Origin of the sequence: Sorangium sp. So ce1153 (assembly GCF_051521595.1) — a bacterium.
Lineage (GTDB): Bacteria > Myxococcota_A > Polyangia > Polyangiales > Polyangiaceae > Sorangium.
This window is the reverse complement of record NZ_CP150361.1, coordinates 10,321,412-10,338,210: the sequence shown is the minus strand read 5'-3', so window position 1 is coordinate 10,338,210 and position 16,799 is coordinate 10,321,412. Positions and strand designations below refer to the sequence as shown.

Annotated in this window: 11 protein-coding genes; 1 reads left to right on the top strand and 10 read right to left on the bottom strand. The window is 68.1% G+C overall.

What is annotated here, in order from left to right:
- Positions 1–23: 23 nt before the first annotated feature.
- From WME85_RS37345 to WME85_RS37325, 5 genes are all read right to left on the bottom strand, one after another.
- On the bottom strand, positions 24–3,650 hold the full coding sequence (locus WME85_RS37345) for an effector-associated domain EAD1-containing protein (protein WP_437827844.1): 3,627 nt from the start codon (positions 3,648–3,650) through the stop codon (positions 24–26).
- A gap of 82 nt (positions 3,651–3,732) precedes the next feature.
- The gene (locus tag WME85_RS37340) at positions 3,733–6,990 is read right to left on the bottom strand and encodes an AAA family ATPase (protein ID WP_437827843.1); all 3,258 of its coding nucleotides are present in this window, start codon (positions 6,988–6,990) and stop codon (positions 3,733–3,735) included.
- Positions 6,991–7,067: 77 nt separating this feature from the next.
- Positions 7,068–8,030 (bottom strand): hypothetical protein, encoded by a 963-nt coding sequence (locus WME85_RS37335; protein WP_437827842.1) that lies wholly within the window; start codon positions 8,028–8,030, stop codon positions 7,068–7,070.
- Positions 8,027–8,377, bottom strand: a complete 351-nt coding sequence (locus WME85_RS37330; protein ID WP_437827841.1) for a TfuA-like protein — start codon at positions 8,375–8,377, stop codon at positions 8,027–8,029. The genes WME85_RS37335 and WME85_RS37330 overlap by 4 nt, the downstream gene beginning before the upstream one ends.
- A 502-nt stretch (positions 8,378–8,879) precedes the next feature.
- The gene (locus WME85_RS37325; RefSeq protein WP_437842453.1) at positions 8,880–9,794 is read right to left on the bottom strand and encodes an FHA domain-containing protein; all 915 of its coding nucleotides are present in this window, start codon (positions 9,792–9,794) and stop codon (positions 8,880–8,882) included.
- Between the two features lie 61 nt (positions 9,795–9,855).
- On the opposite strand from WME85_RS37325, the gene WME85_RS37320 reads away from it, so the two are divergent.
- Positions 9,856–12,444 (top strand): SUMF1/EgtB/PvdO family nonheme iron enzyme, encoded by a 2,589-nt coding sequence (locus WME85_RS37320; RefSeq protein WP_437827840.1) that lies wholly within the window; start codon positions 9,856–9,858, stop codon positions 12,442–12,444.
- Positions 12,445–12,454: 10 nt separating this feature from the next.
- Here the strand turns inward: WME85_RS37320 and WME85_RS37315 are convergent, their stop codons facing one another.
- From WME85_RS37315 to WME85_RS37295, 5 genes are all read right to left on the bottom strand, one after another.
- The gene (locus tag WME85_RS37315; RefSeq protein ID WP_437827839.1) at positions 12,455–13,078 is read right to left on the bottom strand and encodes a hypothetical protein; all 624 of its coding nucleotides are present in this window, start codon (positions 13,076–13,078) and stop codon (positions 12,455–12,457) included.
- Positions 13,079–13,437: 359 nt separating this feature from the next.
- Entirely contained in the window at positions 13,438–13,674 is a 237-nt protein-coding gene (locus tag WME85_RS37310) for a hypothetical protein (protein WP_437827838.1), read from the bottom strand.
- A gap of 120 nt (positions 13,675–13,794) precedes the next feature.
- Entirely contained in the window at positions 13,795–14,403 is a 609-nt protein-coding gene (locus WME85_RS37305) for a hypothetical protein (protein WP_437827837.1), read from the bottom strand.
- Between the two features lie 437 nt (positions 14,404–14,840).
- Positions 14,841–15,839 carry a HupE/UreJ family protein gene (locus tag WME85_RS37300; RefSeq protein ID WP_437827836.1) on the bottom strand — a complete coding sequence of 333 codons (999 nt, stop codon included), beginning with the start codon at positions 15,837–15,839 and terminating at the stop codon, positions 14,841–14,843.
- Complete coding sequence (locus tag WME85_RS37295) at positions 15,836–16,735, bottom strand: peptidyl-prolyl cis-trans isomerase (RefSeq protein WP_437842450.1); 900 nt, start codon at positions 16,733–16,735, stop codon at positions 15,836–15,838. Before WME85_RS37295 ends, WME85_RS37300 begins: the two co-directional genes overlap by 4 nt.
- Positions 16,736–16,799: the final 64 nt, after the last annotated feature.

Sequence of the window (16,799 nt, the reverse complement as noted above, 5' to 3'; positions counted from 1 at the left end):
CTGCAGGCCGCAACGTGGGTCTCTCAGCGAGCGAGCTTCTCTGCGAGTACTTGGAGATCATCGTCGTTGGAGTACTCTCCCAGCGCGCAACGCACGATATCTGCGATTCGATGCTGTTTTCTTGCCTCCTCGAGGATAGCGTCCCAGATGTCGATGATGCTCCCGGCGATTCTGACCAAGTGCAGGCTGATTCCCGCTTCCCTGGTGATGCGCCGTGCGGTGTGCTCGGTATCGTAGAGCGCAGCGAGCGTGTCTCGGAGGCGGAATCTGTCACTGTCGGACAGCGTGGGTCGCCGCCTCGCGCTCCTCTTCGCGCGGGGGTCGACAGCGGCCAAGCCGTCGACGATCATCCAGAGGTTGCCTTCCTCGTCCCCGGCGCAGAGCAATCCGGAGCACGTTGCGACGCATCGGAACCACGAGGTCCCGACCAGGGTTCCCAGAGGCCGCCCCGTCTCCAGGCAGAAGGCCCGCACCGTCTCGTCCTCGGATGCCGTGAACACGCGCGCGCCGTCGGGCGAGACGGCGCAGCCGAACACGCGCCGGGTGTGACCGGGGATCTGGCGGACATAGCCAAGGCTCGGCAACTCGCGCACCTCGATCTGGCCGTCGGCGCGGACGAGCACCGCGCGCCCACCGTCCGGCGTTATCGCTCCGGCGAGGAGCCCGCCCGTGAGGCGGATCGACGAGGGGGCACGTGAGCCGTCGGTGAGGTGCCAGAGCTTCACCGCGCCGTCTCGAGAGAACGACATCAGCCGCTTCCCGTCGGGGGTCAGCGCGATGCCGGTGATCTGCCCCTCGTGGGTGCCGAGCTGCGAGGGCTTGTCGAGCGTCGCCTCGGAGCGGATCCAGAGCGCGCCGTCCCGGGAGGCAGTGATCATCCGTCCGTCGGGCAGGAACGCGCAGCCACTCACCAGGTTCTGGTGTGCTTTGGCGGTCTCCACGCGCACCTCGCCGCGCTCGAGATCCAGATGGAATAACAGCACGCCGCCGTCGCGCGCGCCGGCGAGCACGCGACGCCCATCGGGGGAGATCGCGCAGGCAGTCACCAGGTCGGCGTGCCCCGTCAGCGTGGCGCGGCACCCCCCGGTCGCGGTGTCCCAGAGCTTGAGCTGCCGGTCCTCCGAGGCCGAGACCGCGAGCCGGCCATCGAGGGTGACCGCGGCCGCGGTGACCGGCGCGGCGTGCCCGTCCTGGGCCATGAGGCTCTCCGGACCTCCGAGCTCCCACAGCCTGGCCGAGCGGTCGTGCGACGCGGAGATCATCCGGCGGCCGTCTGACGTCGCGGCGCATGCGGACACCGCGTTTGCGTGCGCCGCGAGGCGCAGGATGCGGCGCTCGGCGGCGAGATCCCAGACGGCGATCGCGCCGTCTGCCATCCCGCAGAGCAGGTGACCACCCCACGGGAGGATCGCGAGCGCGTCCACGCGGCCCTGGCCCGAACCGACGCGCTGGAGACATTGGCCGAGCGCGAGATCCCAGCGCGAGAGCGTGCCGTCCCCGCTCGCGGCGAGCACCTGCTCGCCGCCCGGCATGAGGGCGAGCGCGGTGATCCAACCCTGCTCCGAGGCTGCCGGCGAGGACGAGGTCGCCTGGCCCGTCGGGGAGAACTCGTACAGGCGCCCTCGGGACGCGAGGTCCCAGACGCGCACCGAGGCGTCCCGCGAGCCGGAGATGAGCTGACCCCCGGGGGTCGTCATGCACACCGTCACGTAATCGTCGTGACCCTCCAGCGTGCCGATGATCTGGAGCGAGCCTCTATCCCAGAGCGTGAGGGCTCCGTTGTCCGAGCCGACCACGAGAATCTGGCCGTCGTGGCTGATCGCGCAGGCGGTGGCCCAGCGACCGCGGTTGTCGAGCACGCCGATGCAGAGGCCTGTCGCGAGATCCCAGAGCCGCGCCGTCATGTCGACGGACGTCGACAGCGCGAGCTTGCCGTCCGGCGTCAGCGCGCAACCCGTGAGCTCGTCGCTATGTCCTTGCATCGTCGCGAGTACCTCGCCGGAGACGAGCGCCCAGTAGCGCAGCGAGCGATCGGCCGAGGCCGACAGGGCGCAGCGGCCGTCCGGGCTCACGACGCACGCCACGATCGCCTTGGTCGGCTCGCAGAACGTGCGCAGCGGCGTCGGTCCGAGGCGCACCCCGTGCAACAGGCGCAGCGGGGGCAGGTTCCCCTCGAAGTGGAGCATGCGCGCGATCTCCTCGGAGGGCCATCCGGCGCAGCGCAGGCGGTTGTAGAGCAGCGAGGGGAGCAGCCCCTGATCTCGGTAAGCGGACAGCCGGGTCGCCTCCGCGCGCACGGCGGCGAGCACGGCTGTGAGATCGAAGGTCGCGCTGCCTTCCGAGGCGCCGATGACCGCCTCCAGATCCCGCTCGATGTAGGTGACGTCGAGCTCGCGGCACTTCGCGTCCAGATAGCCGACGTCGACGCACAGGCGCTGCGCACCGTCCACGTCGCCCGCCTCGATTCGGTGCATCACCGCATGCCGGAGGGCGTAGCGCCGTCCGGCCGGGTCGCCCTCGCCAGGTGGCCACGCCGCGAGCCCTCCGAGCAGGTGCAGGTGATGGTCACGGATCACCCGCTCTCCGAGCTCGTTGACGAAGACCTCGCGCACGTGCTCGTGACGCAGCCGATAGCCGAACTGACTGTGGTCGTGCCAGTGCGTCGGCTCCTTGCGCAGCAGGTGGAACGTGGCGCGCAGGAACTCGTCGCCAGCGGCGGTGATCGGATCGCTGCCGAGCAGATCGCCGAAGACGTGCGGCGGGAGCGCCTCGCGCGCGGCGCAGGCGAGGCCGAGGCCCTTGAGGATCAGCGCGCGTCGCGCTTCGTCCAGGTCGCGGAGCTCGTCGAAGATCTGGCGGAGAAACGGGGTGAGCCCCTGCGTGATTCGCGCCGCTGTGCGTTGCGCCGGCGGCTGACCGGCGAGCCAGTCGCAGATCCCGCTCGCGTATAGCATGTTTCCTCGCGCGCTGCGCACGATCACGTCGATGAGCGAGGCGTCGAACGGCGCGGCGAGCGAGCGCGAGCGCTGCTCGCAGATGGCTCGGCACACAGCATCATTGGAGGGCGCCCACTCCTCGTCGTCGAGATCGAGCGTGCGCGCGTGATCGAGGATGCCGGGCCAGTCGTGCCGGCGGTACATCGGCCGCGATGCGCCGAGGAGCGCGACGCCCTTCGGCGGGACGCGCGGCAAGAAGCGCGGCAAGAGGCTCTTGCCGTTGCGGTCCTTCGCCGCCTCGTCGAGCCCGTCGACGACGACGACGAGCCTGTCGCCGCGAGGCACGAGGTGGCGCTTCGAGACGCGCCGCAAGAGCTCCCCGAGCCGGGTCTCCACGGGCTGCTCGGCATCCGCCAGCTCCGGGTGGATCCGCTCGATCTGCGCGCAGAGGTTGTGCACCACAGCGTCGGGTCGATCCCAGTCGTCGTGATCGCGCCGGATGAAATGGTGCGGCGTGTGCTGAGGCAACAGGTCCAGGAGGCGGTTGATGATGGCGCTCTTGCCGGCGCCGGCGCTCCCCAGGAAGAGCACCCACCCGCCACGCGGCGCGCTGTCGTCAATCAGCCAGAGGAGCCTCTCGACCACGTTGTCGCGCCCGAGCAGCTCGCCATGTCTGGATCGTTCTTCTTCGAAATCGTTGATCGCGCCGCTCACTGTGTCACTCCTCGCGCCTATGGGCACCGATGAATCCAACAATAGAAACGTGCGCCTCGCGCTCGCGCTCGCGCGCGCCGGCTCAGCGGACAGCGTCGCGCGGGCGGCGCCTCGCGAGCTTCAGGATCTCGCTCTCTGGCACCTGCTCGGCGCGGAGCAGCGGGACATCCCTCTTGAAGGCTGTCACCCGTCCATCCTGGAGCAGATGAAACTCGCCTGCTTCCTGGCCGGGAATGCGGGCGCTGACGTCCACTCGGGCGTCGCTCAGGAGCGGCTTCATCTTGTCGAGCGCAGTCTGCTGGGTCACCCGACCAACGAACCAGCTCCGGAGGTTGTCACGACACCTGTAGTCGAGGTCTCCCGGGCTCTGGGTAGCGAGCAGGACGCCGAGGCCGCCGGAGCGCGCACGGCGCAGGAGGTTCTCCATGGGCGCCTTGGTTGCTGGCTGCGACTGCGCCGGTAGGTACATGTCGGCCTCGTCGAGCAACACCAGCGCGCGCAGCTGGGGCGACGGCGCGCGGCTCACCCAGCGGCTCAGCGCGAGCAGGAGCTGCGCGACCCAGAAGAGGACACGCGCGCTGTCGCCCAGGAATTTCGTGCTGACGATGCTGAGTCGCGTCTTCCCAGGCTGCGCGTGGGGCCCGAGACCGAGGAGCAGCTCGACGTCGAGCGCCTCGCCGTCCATGGAGAGCAGGTCCGAGGTGTTTAGCTTGAGCACCTCGAGGTCGTGCACGAGGTCCTTGAACAGCCGTGTATCGAGGCGCCCGAGGGTAGCGACGAGGGCCGGATCCTCGTTCGCGATAAGGTCGATCAACGACGCGACGTCGAGCTTGCGCGAGGAGCCGTGCGCCGCGAAGAGCTGGAAGGCCTGGACGAGGATGGTGCGGAGACCCTTGTCCTTGCGCGTCTGCTTGTAGCCGAGCATGTCGCCGAGGGCGTGTGCCGCATAGCCGGCGGCCTGATCGCGCTCGAGGTCCGGGAGCGCCTCAATGCCGCTCGGCATCAGCGAGAGCCCGAGCTGGCGGCCGCCGGGGTGCCCCGGCGTGAAGAGGGCAACGTCGAGTCGCTCCGCGAGGGCTCGCCGCCGGGCGTCGAGCGCCGCCTCCGGGTGCGCGCGGGTGAAGAGCGTCTGTCGCGCATAGCCGCAGAGATCCCCCTTGCGGTCGATGAGTATGGCGGGAATGCCGTGAAGCAGGAGCTGCTCGATCACGTTCAGCGCCAGCGTGGTCTTGCCGCTCCCCGTGCTGCCGAGGAAGGCGGCGTGCGCCGTGAGCTGCCCTGCGTCGACCATGAGCTTGTGGGAGACGAGCTCCCCCGTCGTGCCGATCGCGAGGGAGAAGGCCTCCCGCGGCGCCGCTCCGTCCGCGCTGCCTGGCATCGCACCGTCGGGACCGGCGGCCGAGGCCGGTGCGCCCGGCCTCGCAGGTGACGTGTCGAAGGGCGACGGCACGGCTCCTCGCGATCGAGGCGCCGGGGCGGAGGGTGGGAGTTCCTGCTCGAAGCGGTCGAGGCGGTCGAGATCCAGCACGTGGATGAGCGGCAAGAGACGCGAGATGTGGTTCTCTTCCCTGAGCCAGTCGCGGAAATGCTCGCGTCGCGCATGGGTCTCATGGAACCTGCGGAACGCGGCCAGGGTGCGTTGATCGCTCTCCTCGAAGACCGCCTTGCGGCCGCCGTTCTTGAGGATCTCGGCGAGCGCCGAGTGCACCTGCGTGTTGGGATTGCGCGGGAACTCGCCGCAGCGGAGCAGCGCGAGGGTCCGGCGCCCGGCGCGCTTGCGCGCATTCTCGAACTGGGCTCGGAGCCCGCCGCCCTGGGGTGCCTGGTTGCAGACCACGACGAGGATCTCCTCGACGACGCGAGTCGCTCCGCCCGGGATCGGGACCCGGATGTCGATCTCGACCGCTTTGTCGCGTGGCCGAGCATCGAAGCGAACGCCACTCTCGATCTCCTCGGCGCAATGGTTTACCGCCCAGGCGAAGAGGGCGGCGATCTCGGTGTCGTCTTCGGACGGGTCGTCCTCGAACTGCGCCAGGAAGTCGTTCCACTCCTGCTCGACCTTTTCCTTGGCCGCGCGCACATCTTGATCCGCGGGGGCCCGGGGCCGTGTACTCGCAGGAGCGCTCGTGCCCCACTGCGCCACGATCCGGCCGGCGTCGATGCACGCATCCCGGAAGATCTGGCACTCGTTGAGCGCCGAGCGGACGCTCATCCCGGAGAGCTGCTCCACGAACTCTCGGGGGATGGGGTAGAGGGGATCGGCCGCGCCGTCCGCCGGCGCATGCCCCGCGGTCTCGTACAGATAGGCGAGGCGTTTCTGGATGATCTGCTCAACCTCCTCCTTGCTTCTCTCCGCGACCAGAAGAGCAGGCGCCGGGTCACGCTCGACCCGATCGAGCGTCGACCGGGTGAGGCGGACGCGCATCGTGTCGTAATAGTCCCTGAGGCAGGCGATCACGATGATCGACGAGGGCACTTGATCCGCGACCGCGCAGAGCGACGACATCACCCGCCGGAACAGGGACTCGGCATCGTTGACACGGTACGCGTCCTCGAACTGGTCGACGCAGAGGACCAGAGCGCGGGAGTCGCACGCCCACATCAATCGGCCGAGCTCCTCGACGACGCGCTGGGCGTCCTCGTCCTCGCGCTTCGGCGATAGGCCCCCGAGGAGCTTCTGCTCCCGCTCCGAGAGCACCTCGCAGCGCAGGTACTTCACGACCCGCTTCTTCAGCGCTGGATCTTGCCTCTGCAGGTAGAGCAGGGCGCGGATGAGATCTAGGTCGAGGTCGGCATAGCGGGGGTGCCTGATGAGCCTGTCGGCGGCGCGCTCCACGAGATCGACGACCTCGCCCTCGGTCAGGTTCTCGCGCTCGTTCAAGGACCGGATGGACTCCGGATCACCACACCTCGCCGCGACCGCGTTGGAGAGCCGGAGCAACCCCGAGCCGGTCCCCAGCGCCTCGTAGTAGGTCTGGTCGAGCGAGTCGACGAGGTTGCTCACCAGGTAACGGCTGTAGCTCGTGACCGATGTGGTCATCTGCATGTAACCGACGAAGCCGAGCCCGTTGAGGTGAACTTGGTTTCGGAAAGCGCGCACGAGGTGCGTCTTTCCGCTGCCGGACTCGCCGAGGAGCAGCAGGATCCGGCCCGCGTCGAGGCCGGGCGGGGTCGTCACCTGGGTGAGCAGTCGCTGGAAGGCCGTGCGGGCCTCCTCATGCACTGAATCGACGTCGAACGGATCCTCGCGCCAGATCTGCCCGCGGTGCTCCACGGAGTGGAACACGTCTTTCTTCGCTGTCGACAGGAACACGTCGAGCAGGGCGTCCTGCTTCGTCATGGTGCACCCCTTCTCCCTCTTGCTCGTCGACGCCGGCGCGCGCGACTTAAGCGCGGATCTCGTCGGCGCTCACCACATCAGATGCGCACGAAGTGGAACGTCGTGCTGAGATACCGGGTTTCCGAGGCGTCGACGTCGGCCGGGTCCATGGCCTCGACCAGGTCGGCGCGGTTGAGCGCCAGGAACCCACGGCGATGAGCGGAGACCAACCGGGCCTTGAACGCGTCCGCGTCGCCGATCGCGACGCCATCCTCGGCGAGGCGTCGGAGCACATGCGAGATGAAGACCTTGTTATCTCCGAACCGCCCACTCTTCGACGTCCGCGCCGCCTCGAGCACGCGGGCGGCGAAGGCGGACTCGTCCGCGGGCAGAGGGGCTGTCTGCGGAGCGAGCAGGCTGCGCGCTCCCGTGCCGAGGGCTGAAGCCTTTCTCACGAGCAGGTCGATCGCCTGCTTCAGTGTCCCCTGAGGAGGGGCGTCGGCTTGACGGCTCAGCAGCACCCGCATGACGGCATCCACGGTGAAGGGATCTGCCGTCGTGACGCCGATGGCACTCCAGGCGACCGCGCCGAGCACGCGTGGCAGCGATGGGGCCTGGCCAAGGTCGAGGTGAAAGGCGCTGGCGAGGAGGGGCGCGATGCTCGCGGCCTCCGCGGGGGACATGTCGACGGCCATTTCCTTCCGGCCCTTCGCCGCTGAGATCTCCACCTCGACCATCCGGGCCGGCACCAGATTCTTGATCGCTTTCCAGCTCACGGTTTTATGGTGTGTCAGGTGGAGGGCCATGCGGATGGCCCTTTGACCGTCACCGGTGATCTGATAGGACGATCTCCTCACGCGTATGGCGAAACCGGATCGCACAAAGTCGATGAGTTCGTTCTCGATGAGTCGGATCGGGTCGTTTTGACCTTGCATGCTTTTGAAAAGAAACATAAGCGTCTTCGCGATACCGCGTGGGGTGAAACCCTCACGGTCGCAGAGGAGCCGGCCGAGGACGTAGGTGCCCAGGCCGGAGAGGGAGACCTGTTCGCTGGAGCTCATCGGCCTACCTCCATCGTCCTCGCGGCGTCGAGATGGCCGCGCGCGCACATCTCGTAGATGGCGCCCACGCCCTCCATGACGAAGAGCGAGAGCTCGGCCGCGCGGAGCGCCCCGATGCTCGACGTGCCGAGGACGTGGATCCCCTGCGCCATCGCCCGGAGGATCTGCTTGTAAGGCACGGATGGGACGCGCTCGAAGTAACCGCCAGTCAGGCCGATGACGACGGGTCTGTCCAGCACCGCGCGGTAGACATCGCTCTCGGCCGCGGGCGGCAGGAAGATTGCGTCGATCTGCTGCTGGCCCTCCGCAGCCGGAAGGGTGGGACCTGTGAAGATGCAAAATTTCATGGTTTGCGCTCCGAAAGGCGCCGCTGGGCGCGCGCCGGGAATGTAATCTGGGACGTTGTCGAGCGGCTCGAGGGCCCGGATGAACACGCGCATTACCGGGATCTCGAGCTCAGGGCGGGTGCCCATCGATCCTCCAGATCCCGATCTCCGCGCGTCCTTCCTCGGGTGGCGTTGCAGCGGAGCATCCGGAAGATAGAATGGAAGTCGCCGCTTGCAAGGCGCTGTTTATTTCACATCATTTCAAGTCCGGCCCGTGCATCCGCGATCACGCATCGAAGCGCGAAGGCTCGCCGTGCTTATAGCCGGCACTGGAACGTCATCGCATTTCCGGGCGGCTGGACAGCACGAGTCGGCCAGCTGCGCGCTCAGGTGGCTGTGCGCTCCAGCCGAAGAGCACTCAGGGGGCGGCGCGCTCAGGTGGAAGAGCGCTCAGCCTGTGCATCGAGGGATCTTACATGTTGGACGGAATGATGCGCATCTGCATAGTCCGCGGTTGAAGAGGCTACGCCTTGAGCTCCTCCACACGTCCGGTCCCGAGCCGGATCTCCCCCCGCCGCCGCTGCACGATCGCAGTTCCCAGGCCGGCCTTGGCGAAGGTCCGGCGCGCGCGGTGAAGGAGGACGTTCAGGTATGTCTCCTCCACGCCGAGCCTGTCCGCTAGCGTGCTCACGTCGATCCATCCCTGCTCGTCAACGGGCAGACTCGCTTTTCCGGCGTCCTCCGCTCGCTCGCGGGCGAGGAGTAGCAAGGCATAGAAGGCTGTGAGCTGGCCGAGCGGCAGCGTCTCTTCCCCATCGACCGCTTCGATACGCACGTGTTCCTCGTTACGGCTCACATGAAAGCGCAAGGTGCACGTGGCGAGCGAGAAAGACGGCTTCGTCTTGTACGTCCCGACGACGGGCGAGGCAGGCGGCACCGTGAGCGTCCACCTCTGTCCCGCGAGCGTGATCTCCTCCCCGTCTCTCACCTGATGCAGCGACCCATCTGAGCCCTCCATGAGCCACCGGCCCGTGGAGTCCGTGATGATGGATACGAGGACGTTGTCTTGGTCCGGAAGCGCGAGCAGCCCGTCCACCGCTTGGTGGACCTCACCCGTGACAACCGCGCGGGCCACGACCACAGGTCCACGATCGTCGGTCAGCTCCCATCGCTCCGCGTCGCTGCCAAGCCGGAGGATGGACCCCTGCTTGAGGTCCGCCTTCTCCCTGGGAAGAACGCGGACCTCGTCGACGAAGGTGCCGTTGGTGCTCCCCAGATCGCGGACCTGCCAGCGCTCGCCGTTCCAGGACACCGAGGCGTGATCGTTCGACGCGGCGTGATCGGCGAGGCGCACGGCAGAGCTCGCCGCGCGACCCGCGACGGAGTGGGCGGCCAGCACCACCGACCTTCCCGAAGAAACATGCCGGAGGACTCCCATCGGGCACATGGTAATGGACAATGCTCTTGCAGTACAATGCCCTCGGCGGACGGGACGGACCATGATCGAGCGGCTATGCCTCATCGCGGAGCGGTACGGGATCGGCGGGGAAGCGCTCCGCGAGCTCACGGAGCTCTACGAGCTCGCGCTCCCGCGGACGCCGACGCAGCGCATCGGCGACCCCCATCACACCCTCCCGGCGCCGTCCGCGCCGGAGGAGCTCAAGCACCGGTATAACGACCTCGGGCTGATCGCCGTCGGCGGGTTCAGCGAGGTGCGGGAGGCCTGGGACCGTCACGTCCGGCGGTGCGTCGCGTTGAAGATGCAGCTCCCCTCGAGGAGCTCGCCGGACGACTGCGCGCGCTTCCGGCAAGAGGTCACGCTGACTGCCCAGCTGCAGCACCCGGGCATCGTCCCGCTCTACGACTGGGGCGAGCTGCCGGACGGCCGCATCTGGTTCACCATGAAGCGGGTCCACGGCGACACGATAGGCAGGCGGATCGACGCGCTGCACAGCCACAGAGGGGCCGAGTTCGTGAGGGTCCTGCGCCGGCTGCTCGACGATTTTCGTCGGCTCTGCGAGCCCGTGGCCCACGCCCATGCGCAGCGCATCATTCACCGCGACATCAGCCCTCAGAACCTCATGGTCGGCGAGCTGGGTGAGGTGCACGTCATGGACTGGGGCCTCGCCCGCAAACTCGGCGGAAGCGTGGCGGTCGCGCCAGCCGGGGCTACGGCCTCCTGGGCGCCTGCGCTGGATCCGTCGGAGACGAGCGTGCGGACGCGCGTCGCCGGCACGCCGTTCTACATGTCTCCGGAGCAGGCCCAGGGCGAGATCGCGGCCATGGGTCCGACGAGCGATGTGTACGCCTTCGGCGCCGTGCTGTACGAGATCCTGAGCGGCCGGCCGCCGTACGCACCTCCGCGCGGAGAGCGAGAGGGGCCTGAGCAGACGGTCGAGCGCGTCCGGAGCGGGCCGCCGCGGCCGATCGAGGAGGTCGCGCGCATCGAGGTTCCGAAGGAGCTCCATGCCCTGTGCCGCAGGGCGATGGAGCGGGCGCCTCGGGGCCGCTACGCTGATGCCGGCGCGTTGATGGAGGCGGTGCGCGACTGGCTCGACGGCGCCGATCGTCAGGAGCGCGCGGCGCGCATCGTGGAGGACGCGCGCGACGCGCACTGCGCGCGGATCGCGCGCATGCGGGCGGAGGCCGACCAGCACAGGGCGCGGTCGCGGGAGATCCTCGACGGGCTCCGTCCGTTTCACCGAGCCCAGGAAAAGGCGGAGGGCTGGAGACTCGCGGACGAGGCGGCCGCGATCGAGCAGGAGGCGTTGCGAGAGGAGATCTACTGGACACAGAAGCTGCGCTCGGCGCTCAACGAGGTCCCCGATCTGACACAGGCGCACACCGCGCTCGCCGAGCACTACGCGGAGAGCCTGCTGCGGGCCCAGGCCGAGCACGACCAGCCCGCGGCGACCCGCTTCGCGGCGCTCCTCGAGGATCACGCCAGATACCTTCCCCAGGGCGGACGCGCGCGCTACGAGGCTCTCCTCCGAGGCGATGCGCGGCTCACGCTGGTGACCGCGCCAGAGGGCGCTCGCGTCGCCATCAAGCCTTACGAGTCGGTCGGCCGCTACCTGATGCCGAGCGACGACAATGCGCTCACAACCATCGCGCCGCTCCGTGAGTTCGGCCTCCGGCGTGGCAGCTACCTCCTGCTCCTCACGGCGCCTGGCTATCGCGAGGTTCGTTATCCGGTAGCGCTCGGAGGCGACGAGCATTGGGACGGCGTCCGCCCTGGGGGGACAGCGCCGTACCCGATCCGCCTCCTTCGGGACGACGAGCTCGGAGCGGACGACGTCTATGTCCCGGCAGGGTGGTTCATCGCCGGCGGTGACCCGCGCGCGGGGGAGAGCCTGCCGCGGCGGCGCGTCTGGCTCGACGGGTTCGTGATCAAACAGCATCCTGTCACGAACGCCGAGTTCGTTGCGTTTCTTAACACGCTGGTCGAGGAAGGACGCGCGGATGAGGCGCGCCAGCACTGTCCACGTCAGCCCTTGGGCGCCACCATGAGCGACGACGCGCCGCTCGCCTACCTGCTCGATGCGCGCTCGGGACGCTACAGCCTCAAGGCGCACGAGGATGAGCATGCGTTGCCGGTGGTCTTCGTCGACTGGCATGCGGCGATGGCCTATGCCGCGTACTGGGCGCGCAGGACCGGCCTCCCGTGGAGGCTCCCGAGCGAGCTGGAATGGGAAAAGGCGGCGCGCGGCGTCGATGGACGGTTCATGCCATGGGGGGATCAGGTCGAGCCCACGTGGGCGTGCGTGTCGGGCAGCCACCCGGAGCGGAAGCACTTGATGCCCGTGCACAAGTATCCCACGGACGTCAGCCCTTATGGTGTCCTCGGCATGGCTGGCAATGTGCGCGACTGGTGTGTAGAGCGGTGGCTCCTCGATGGTCCGCGCGTGGAGGGCGACGTCGTACAGGTCGAGGTCGCGCCGGCGGACGACGCCGCCTACAGGCCAATGCGCGGCGGGGCGTGGATCTCGGTTGGCGACCTGATGCGCCTCGCGATCCGGTACTCCGAGCTCCCCACCATGCGCCACGGCGTGCTGGGGTTCCGCCTGGCGCGACAGATCGCTGTGTGATTCGCCAGGCTCACGAGCCGCTGCAGACACTCGTGGTGTAGTACCAAGTCCATCCGCCGATGTCGTTCGGATCCAGGCTAGGGAGTCCGTTCTCGTCCTTCACCAGCTCGAAGCTGAGCTCGCCGGGGGTAGAGCTGAACAGCGCTTTCGCGGCCTGAGTCTTGTACCATGTGATCTTCGCGAGTTTACCCTGCGCATCCTGCTCGACGAGCAGGCCGATCATCTTGGTGCTGTCGTCAGGGTCCGTCGCCTTGTAAAGACGTTTGCGCGACTCGGAGGGGCTGTACACACCGCAGCACCAGCTGGCGGACTGCGATAGGTCGAGATGCAGCGGCATGGCTCCGACGAAGCTGTCGATCGCCTGCTGTGTACCCTCGGTCCTATCGGCCTGCATGGTAAGCGAGGTGATGGAGTCGATGGATATGCCGGTGTTGCCGTGGTGGTACTCGCGGAAAGGAGATCGTTGGGGCGTCGTCTGATCGTTCATCACCACGATTCGTACAAGATCGCCCCCCGCTCCATCAGTAGCAAGGCGGATCTTCGTGATGACGCGCGTGTCCACTGGAAATTGCTCGTGCCCCGGGTCCTCATGGGCATTCTTACTTTCGTCGATATCGGAACGCACGTTGTGCATGTGTGGTCATCCTCGGTTGAAGAAGCGCATGGGAGAGCGCGCCGACGCGTCGACGCGCGATCGACGGCGATCACTTCGCCGTCACCCTCGGAAAGCTACGTCAGGTCGGCGCTCGTGGCGATTTCGTCTTATTTCTCGAGGGGGCCGCCTCCGTCACAGCGCGGTGGTGGAGGCGGGGTAACCAGGTGAGCCAGGTACTAGCGCTCCGGCGAGCCCGCGAGGGGAAACCTCTGCGGAAGCGCGCCGCGGTGGGGTGATGCGGTTCGGCTACCCGGCCGCTGGCCAAGGCCGCGCAGAACAGTAACTGACGGGTCCGGGCGAGGTCGGTCCGCCAGATGCCCCCTTTGTGTTGCCTTGTGCTATCCGAAAAGATCACCAAGGTCGCCGCATCCTAACTGTCGACGGACAGCCTGTGCGTCAGCGAATCTGCCTGAGCAGCGCTTCGCGTTGGCGACGAGCCGGCCTCGCGGAAACTCCCGCGCGTGGGCCTCCAGTAGCCGGCGCGCCTCGAGGTCGGCGACGGCGTCGTGCGCGTCGAGCGCGTTCCGGGCATCGCGGATCAGGCTCGACTCGCGCTCGCTGACGGTGCTGCGCACGGAGCTCGCCGCTTTCCCGAATAGTCGCAGCTACGTCACGAGAGGACGGCGCGGATCTCTACGACCGTTACGCGCGAGCTTCGGGATCCGAGTCCGCGAGCCAACTCACCAGGAGGCCTCTCAGGGCGTGATTTCGCGAGCTCGCCGGCGCTTCTTCGGAGGCACCTCTGGCGTGGACGCGATCAGCGGCGCAGCGAGGCCGGCCTCCTGAGCGGGCACTCCTGAGCGGGCGCCGAGCCGGTCAACGAGCGCCCTGAGCGCAGCTTGAACCGCGGCGTCGGCTTCGTGGAGCTCGTCGAGACGACGTACCCAGATCGAGGAGCGCACGCCCGGCGGTCGTCGCGGGAGCGGCTCCCGCGGGTCCGGCCCAGCGCCGAGCGCGGCCCGCGCCTTCGTCCGGCGTGCGAGCGCCTGCTCGAGGACACGCTCCTCGGGAGGTTGCCGTGTCGATGGGTAGACGAGGCCGGCGCAGCGGCGGCAGCGCAGGCCCGGCGCATCGAGGTAGAGCACGACCGCGCGCGCGGAGCACCCGGGGCAGCGCGCCCAGAGCCGGAGGCCGTCCGAGGCCACGCGGGTCGCCTCGAGCGGCAGGGTGAGCGTCCCGGCCAGCACGAGGCACGCGCCGATGATATCGAACTCGACATCGGTGTCGACCTCGCCGCGTCGGGCGGCGCTGGCAAGCGCAGCGACATTGACAGAGGCGATCGCAGTGGTCGTGAGCGTGGGCACGCCGGCAGCGTAGCAGCTTAGATGGCCGCAGGCGGCGGCGTACGTCAGGGGTCCGGCGCGACCGCGTGGTCGGTGCTGCGCGCTCTTACCTCAGCGACGACCTTTTCGTGCGGGATCCAGGGGTCCTCAGCTGCATCCGCGCCCGCCTCACGCTCCTCGTCGGTGCTGTCTCGTCCTCGATCACGGGCACCGGAGAGGCGGGAGGCGACGGATCGACGCGGTTGGAGGGGGGTGACGATTCAGAAGGGGTGCGGGGCGATTCGGTCGGGGGGAATGGGGCGGCAGGAGAGTGCTTTGGGTAGGGATTGGGGGCGAGGGGAGCGTCGGTGAGGGCGACGCTGCTTGTAGCTCGGGGAGGGGCTGGCGGCGGCTGTTGCAGCAAGCGAGGTAGAAGGTGATCGGCGAAGACGTCGAGACCGAGGCAGGCCGCGCGGACGTCAGACGTCGGGCATGAAAGCGACGACGCGCTCGAAAAACCAGTACATCGCCAGGATGCCCATGGAGTAATAACCGGCGATCGCGAACCGGAGGCCCAACGCGCGCTCGAGCCTACGCAGCGCCGCGCGGAGCGCCAGCAAGCCTCCGATGAACACCAACTGCCCGATCTCCACGCCGACGTTGAAGCAGAGCAGCGCGATGGGAAGCTCCGCTCTGGCGACCTCCAGCTCCGCCAGGGCGCTCGCGAAGCCGAAGCCATGCAAGAGACCGAACACGAACGCCACTACCCAGGGCCGCCTCCGGGTCAAGCTCGGCTGCTTCGTGCGTGCCTCGCCAGCTATCTCCACGGCAATGAACGCGATGCTGAGCGCGATGACGGCTTCGACGGGGGCGGTAGGCGGGCTGTGCAGCCCGAGGGTCGCCGCTCCGAGCGTCAGGCTGTGCGCGATCGTAAACGCCGTGACGGTCTTGATCAGCACGCGCCACGAGTCCAGCAGCCAGAGCAGCCCGACCACGAACAGCAAGTGATCCAGCCCGAGCCAGATGTGCGTGACCCCGATCCAGATGAAACTGGACGCCCCGCGCAGCGCCGTGGTATCGAGCCGCGCCTCTGACACTCGGACGTGCGGCTGCGCGGCGGTCAGGGTCAATATCCGGGTGCCGCCGTCAGCCCACTTGATCTTGATCATGCCCGAGGTCGAGAGATCGCCCAAGCCGTCGAACCCGACGCGGCCCGTCAGTCCGCGCTCGCCGCAATCGAGGCGCGGCGGCGCAAACCGGCAGTGCTCGGGGAACACGGGCTTGAGTAAGTCGTACGCCGCGCTGACGTCCTGGATGACCTGCGTGCGCTCCCAGCTAGCGATGAACTCGCCCGGCGAGCGCTCGTCGAGCGCCAGCACGCTCAGCGAGGGCGTGTGGGCGCGCGCGCTCGCAGCGTACAGGAGACACAGGGTGATCCACAGCATCGCAGCCGCTCGCAGCCGCTTCGCCCTCGTCATGGCTGCTCCTCGATCTGGACGCGCCACTTCGATGTGAGACGGGTGAGCTCCGCTTGAAACGCGCGCGCGGTCCGATCCTTGCGGTAGTCCGAGCTCACCTGCTCGCGGACGGTCGCGAGCGAGGGCTCCGACGCTGCGGTGCGCTCAGCGACACGTACGATGTGAACTCCGCTACTGGACCGCAGCGCTCGCCAGCTCCCGCTCGGGAGAGTCCAGAGCTCTTGTGCGAGCTCGGGACCGTACAATGAGGCTAGCTCCGCACCGGAGCGGCGCGAATGATCGGTCGGGATGGGCATCCCCGGCCCGTCGACCGCTTCTTGTCGTTCCAACATCGACAAGAGCCGTCGCGAGTCGCCGTCGGCGTCCGGGCCGCTGCGAATAAGGTACTCGCGATAACTGATGGTCTCAGGGACGGCGTAGTCGGAGAGATGTGCTTCGTAGTAGCTTTGTAGCTCGATGTCCGTGGGCGGCCTTTGCTCGATCTCGGCCTGCAGCATCCCGCGCACGCGGGCGATGACCTGCGCGCGCAGCATCGGGTCCGTGTGCACCAGGGACAGGCGCAAGCCCTCGCGAAACAGCGCTTCGTCTTCGACGTAGCGCCGGATAAGCTGCTCGCGCTCGGTGTCGTTCGGGGCCCTGCGCTGGCGTTGCTCGAACAACCTGGCCAGCTCTCGCTGCTTCGACACCGACACGTCGACCGTGGGCACGTCGAGCGTGCGGGTCACCAGGCGATGTCCGGCGAACACGAGCGCCCCGAGCAGCGTGAAGTGAAGGAAGGGCTCGGACGCGATGCGCCGCAACCGAGCGGCGAAGCTCTTGGCATCTCTGGCCGTGTGGCCTGATGTGCCCTCGAAAGCGGTCGAGTCAGCGATGGGAGGTGCGGCGGTGCGAGTCATGGCCAACGAGAGTGCAGCGTATCCTGCTCACGGGCTGGTGAGCCCGGCCAACGCTACCGGTGAT

Bases quoted from the DNA above. Each gene is read 5' to 3' on its own strand.
- WME85_RS37340 (WP_437827843.1), bottom strand. From the start codon at position 6,990: ATGACGAAGCAGGACGCCCTGCTCGACGTGTTCCTGTCGACAGCGAAG.
- WME85_RS37335 (WP_437827842.1), bottom strand. From the start codon at position 8,030: ATGAGCTCCAGCGAACAGGTCTCCCTCTCCGGCCTGGGCACCTACGTC.
- WME85_RS37330 (WP_437827841.1), bottom strand. From the start codon at position 8,377: ATGAAATTTTGCATCTTCACAGGTCCCACCCTTCCGGCTGCGGAGGGC.
- WME85_RS37325 (WP_437842453.1), bottom strand. From the start codon at position 9,794: ATGGGAGTCCTCCGGCATGTTTCTTCGGGAAGGTCGGTGGTGCTGGCC.
- WME85_RS37320 (WP_437827840.1), top strand. From the start codon at position 9,856: ATGATCGAGCGGCTATGCCTCATCGCGGAGCGGTACGGGATCGGCGGG.
- WME85_RS37315 (WP_437827839.1), bottom strand. From the start codon at position 13,078: ATGCACAACGTGCGTTCCGATATCGACGAAAGTAAGAATGCCCATGAG.
- WME85_RS37300 (WP_437827836.1), bottom strand. From the start codon at position 15,839: ATGACGAGGGCGAAGCGGCTGCGAGCGGCTGCGATGCTGTGGATCACC.
- WME85_RS37295 (WP_437842450.1), bottom strand. From the start codon at position 16,735: ATGACTCGCACCGCCGCACCTCCCATCGCTGACTCGACCGCTTTCGAG.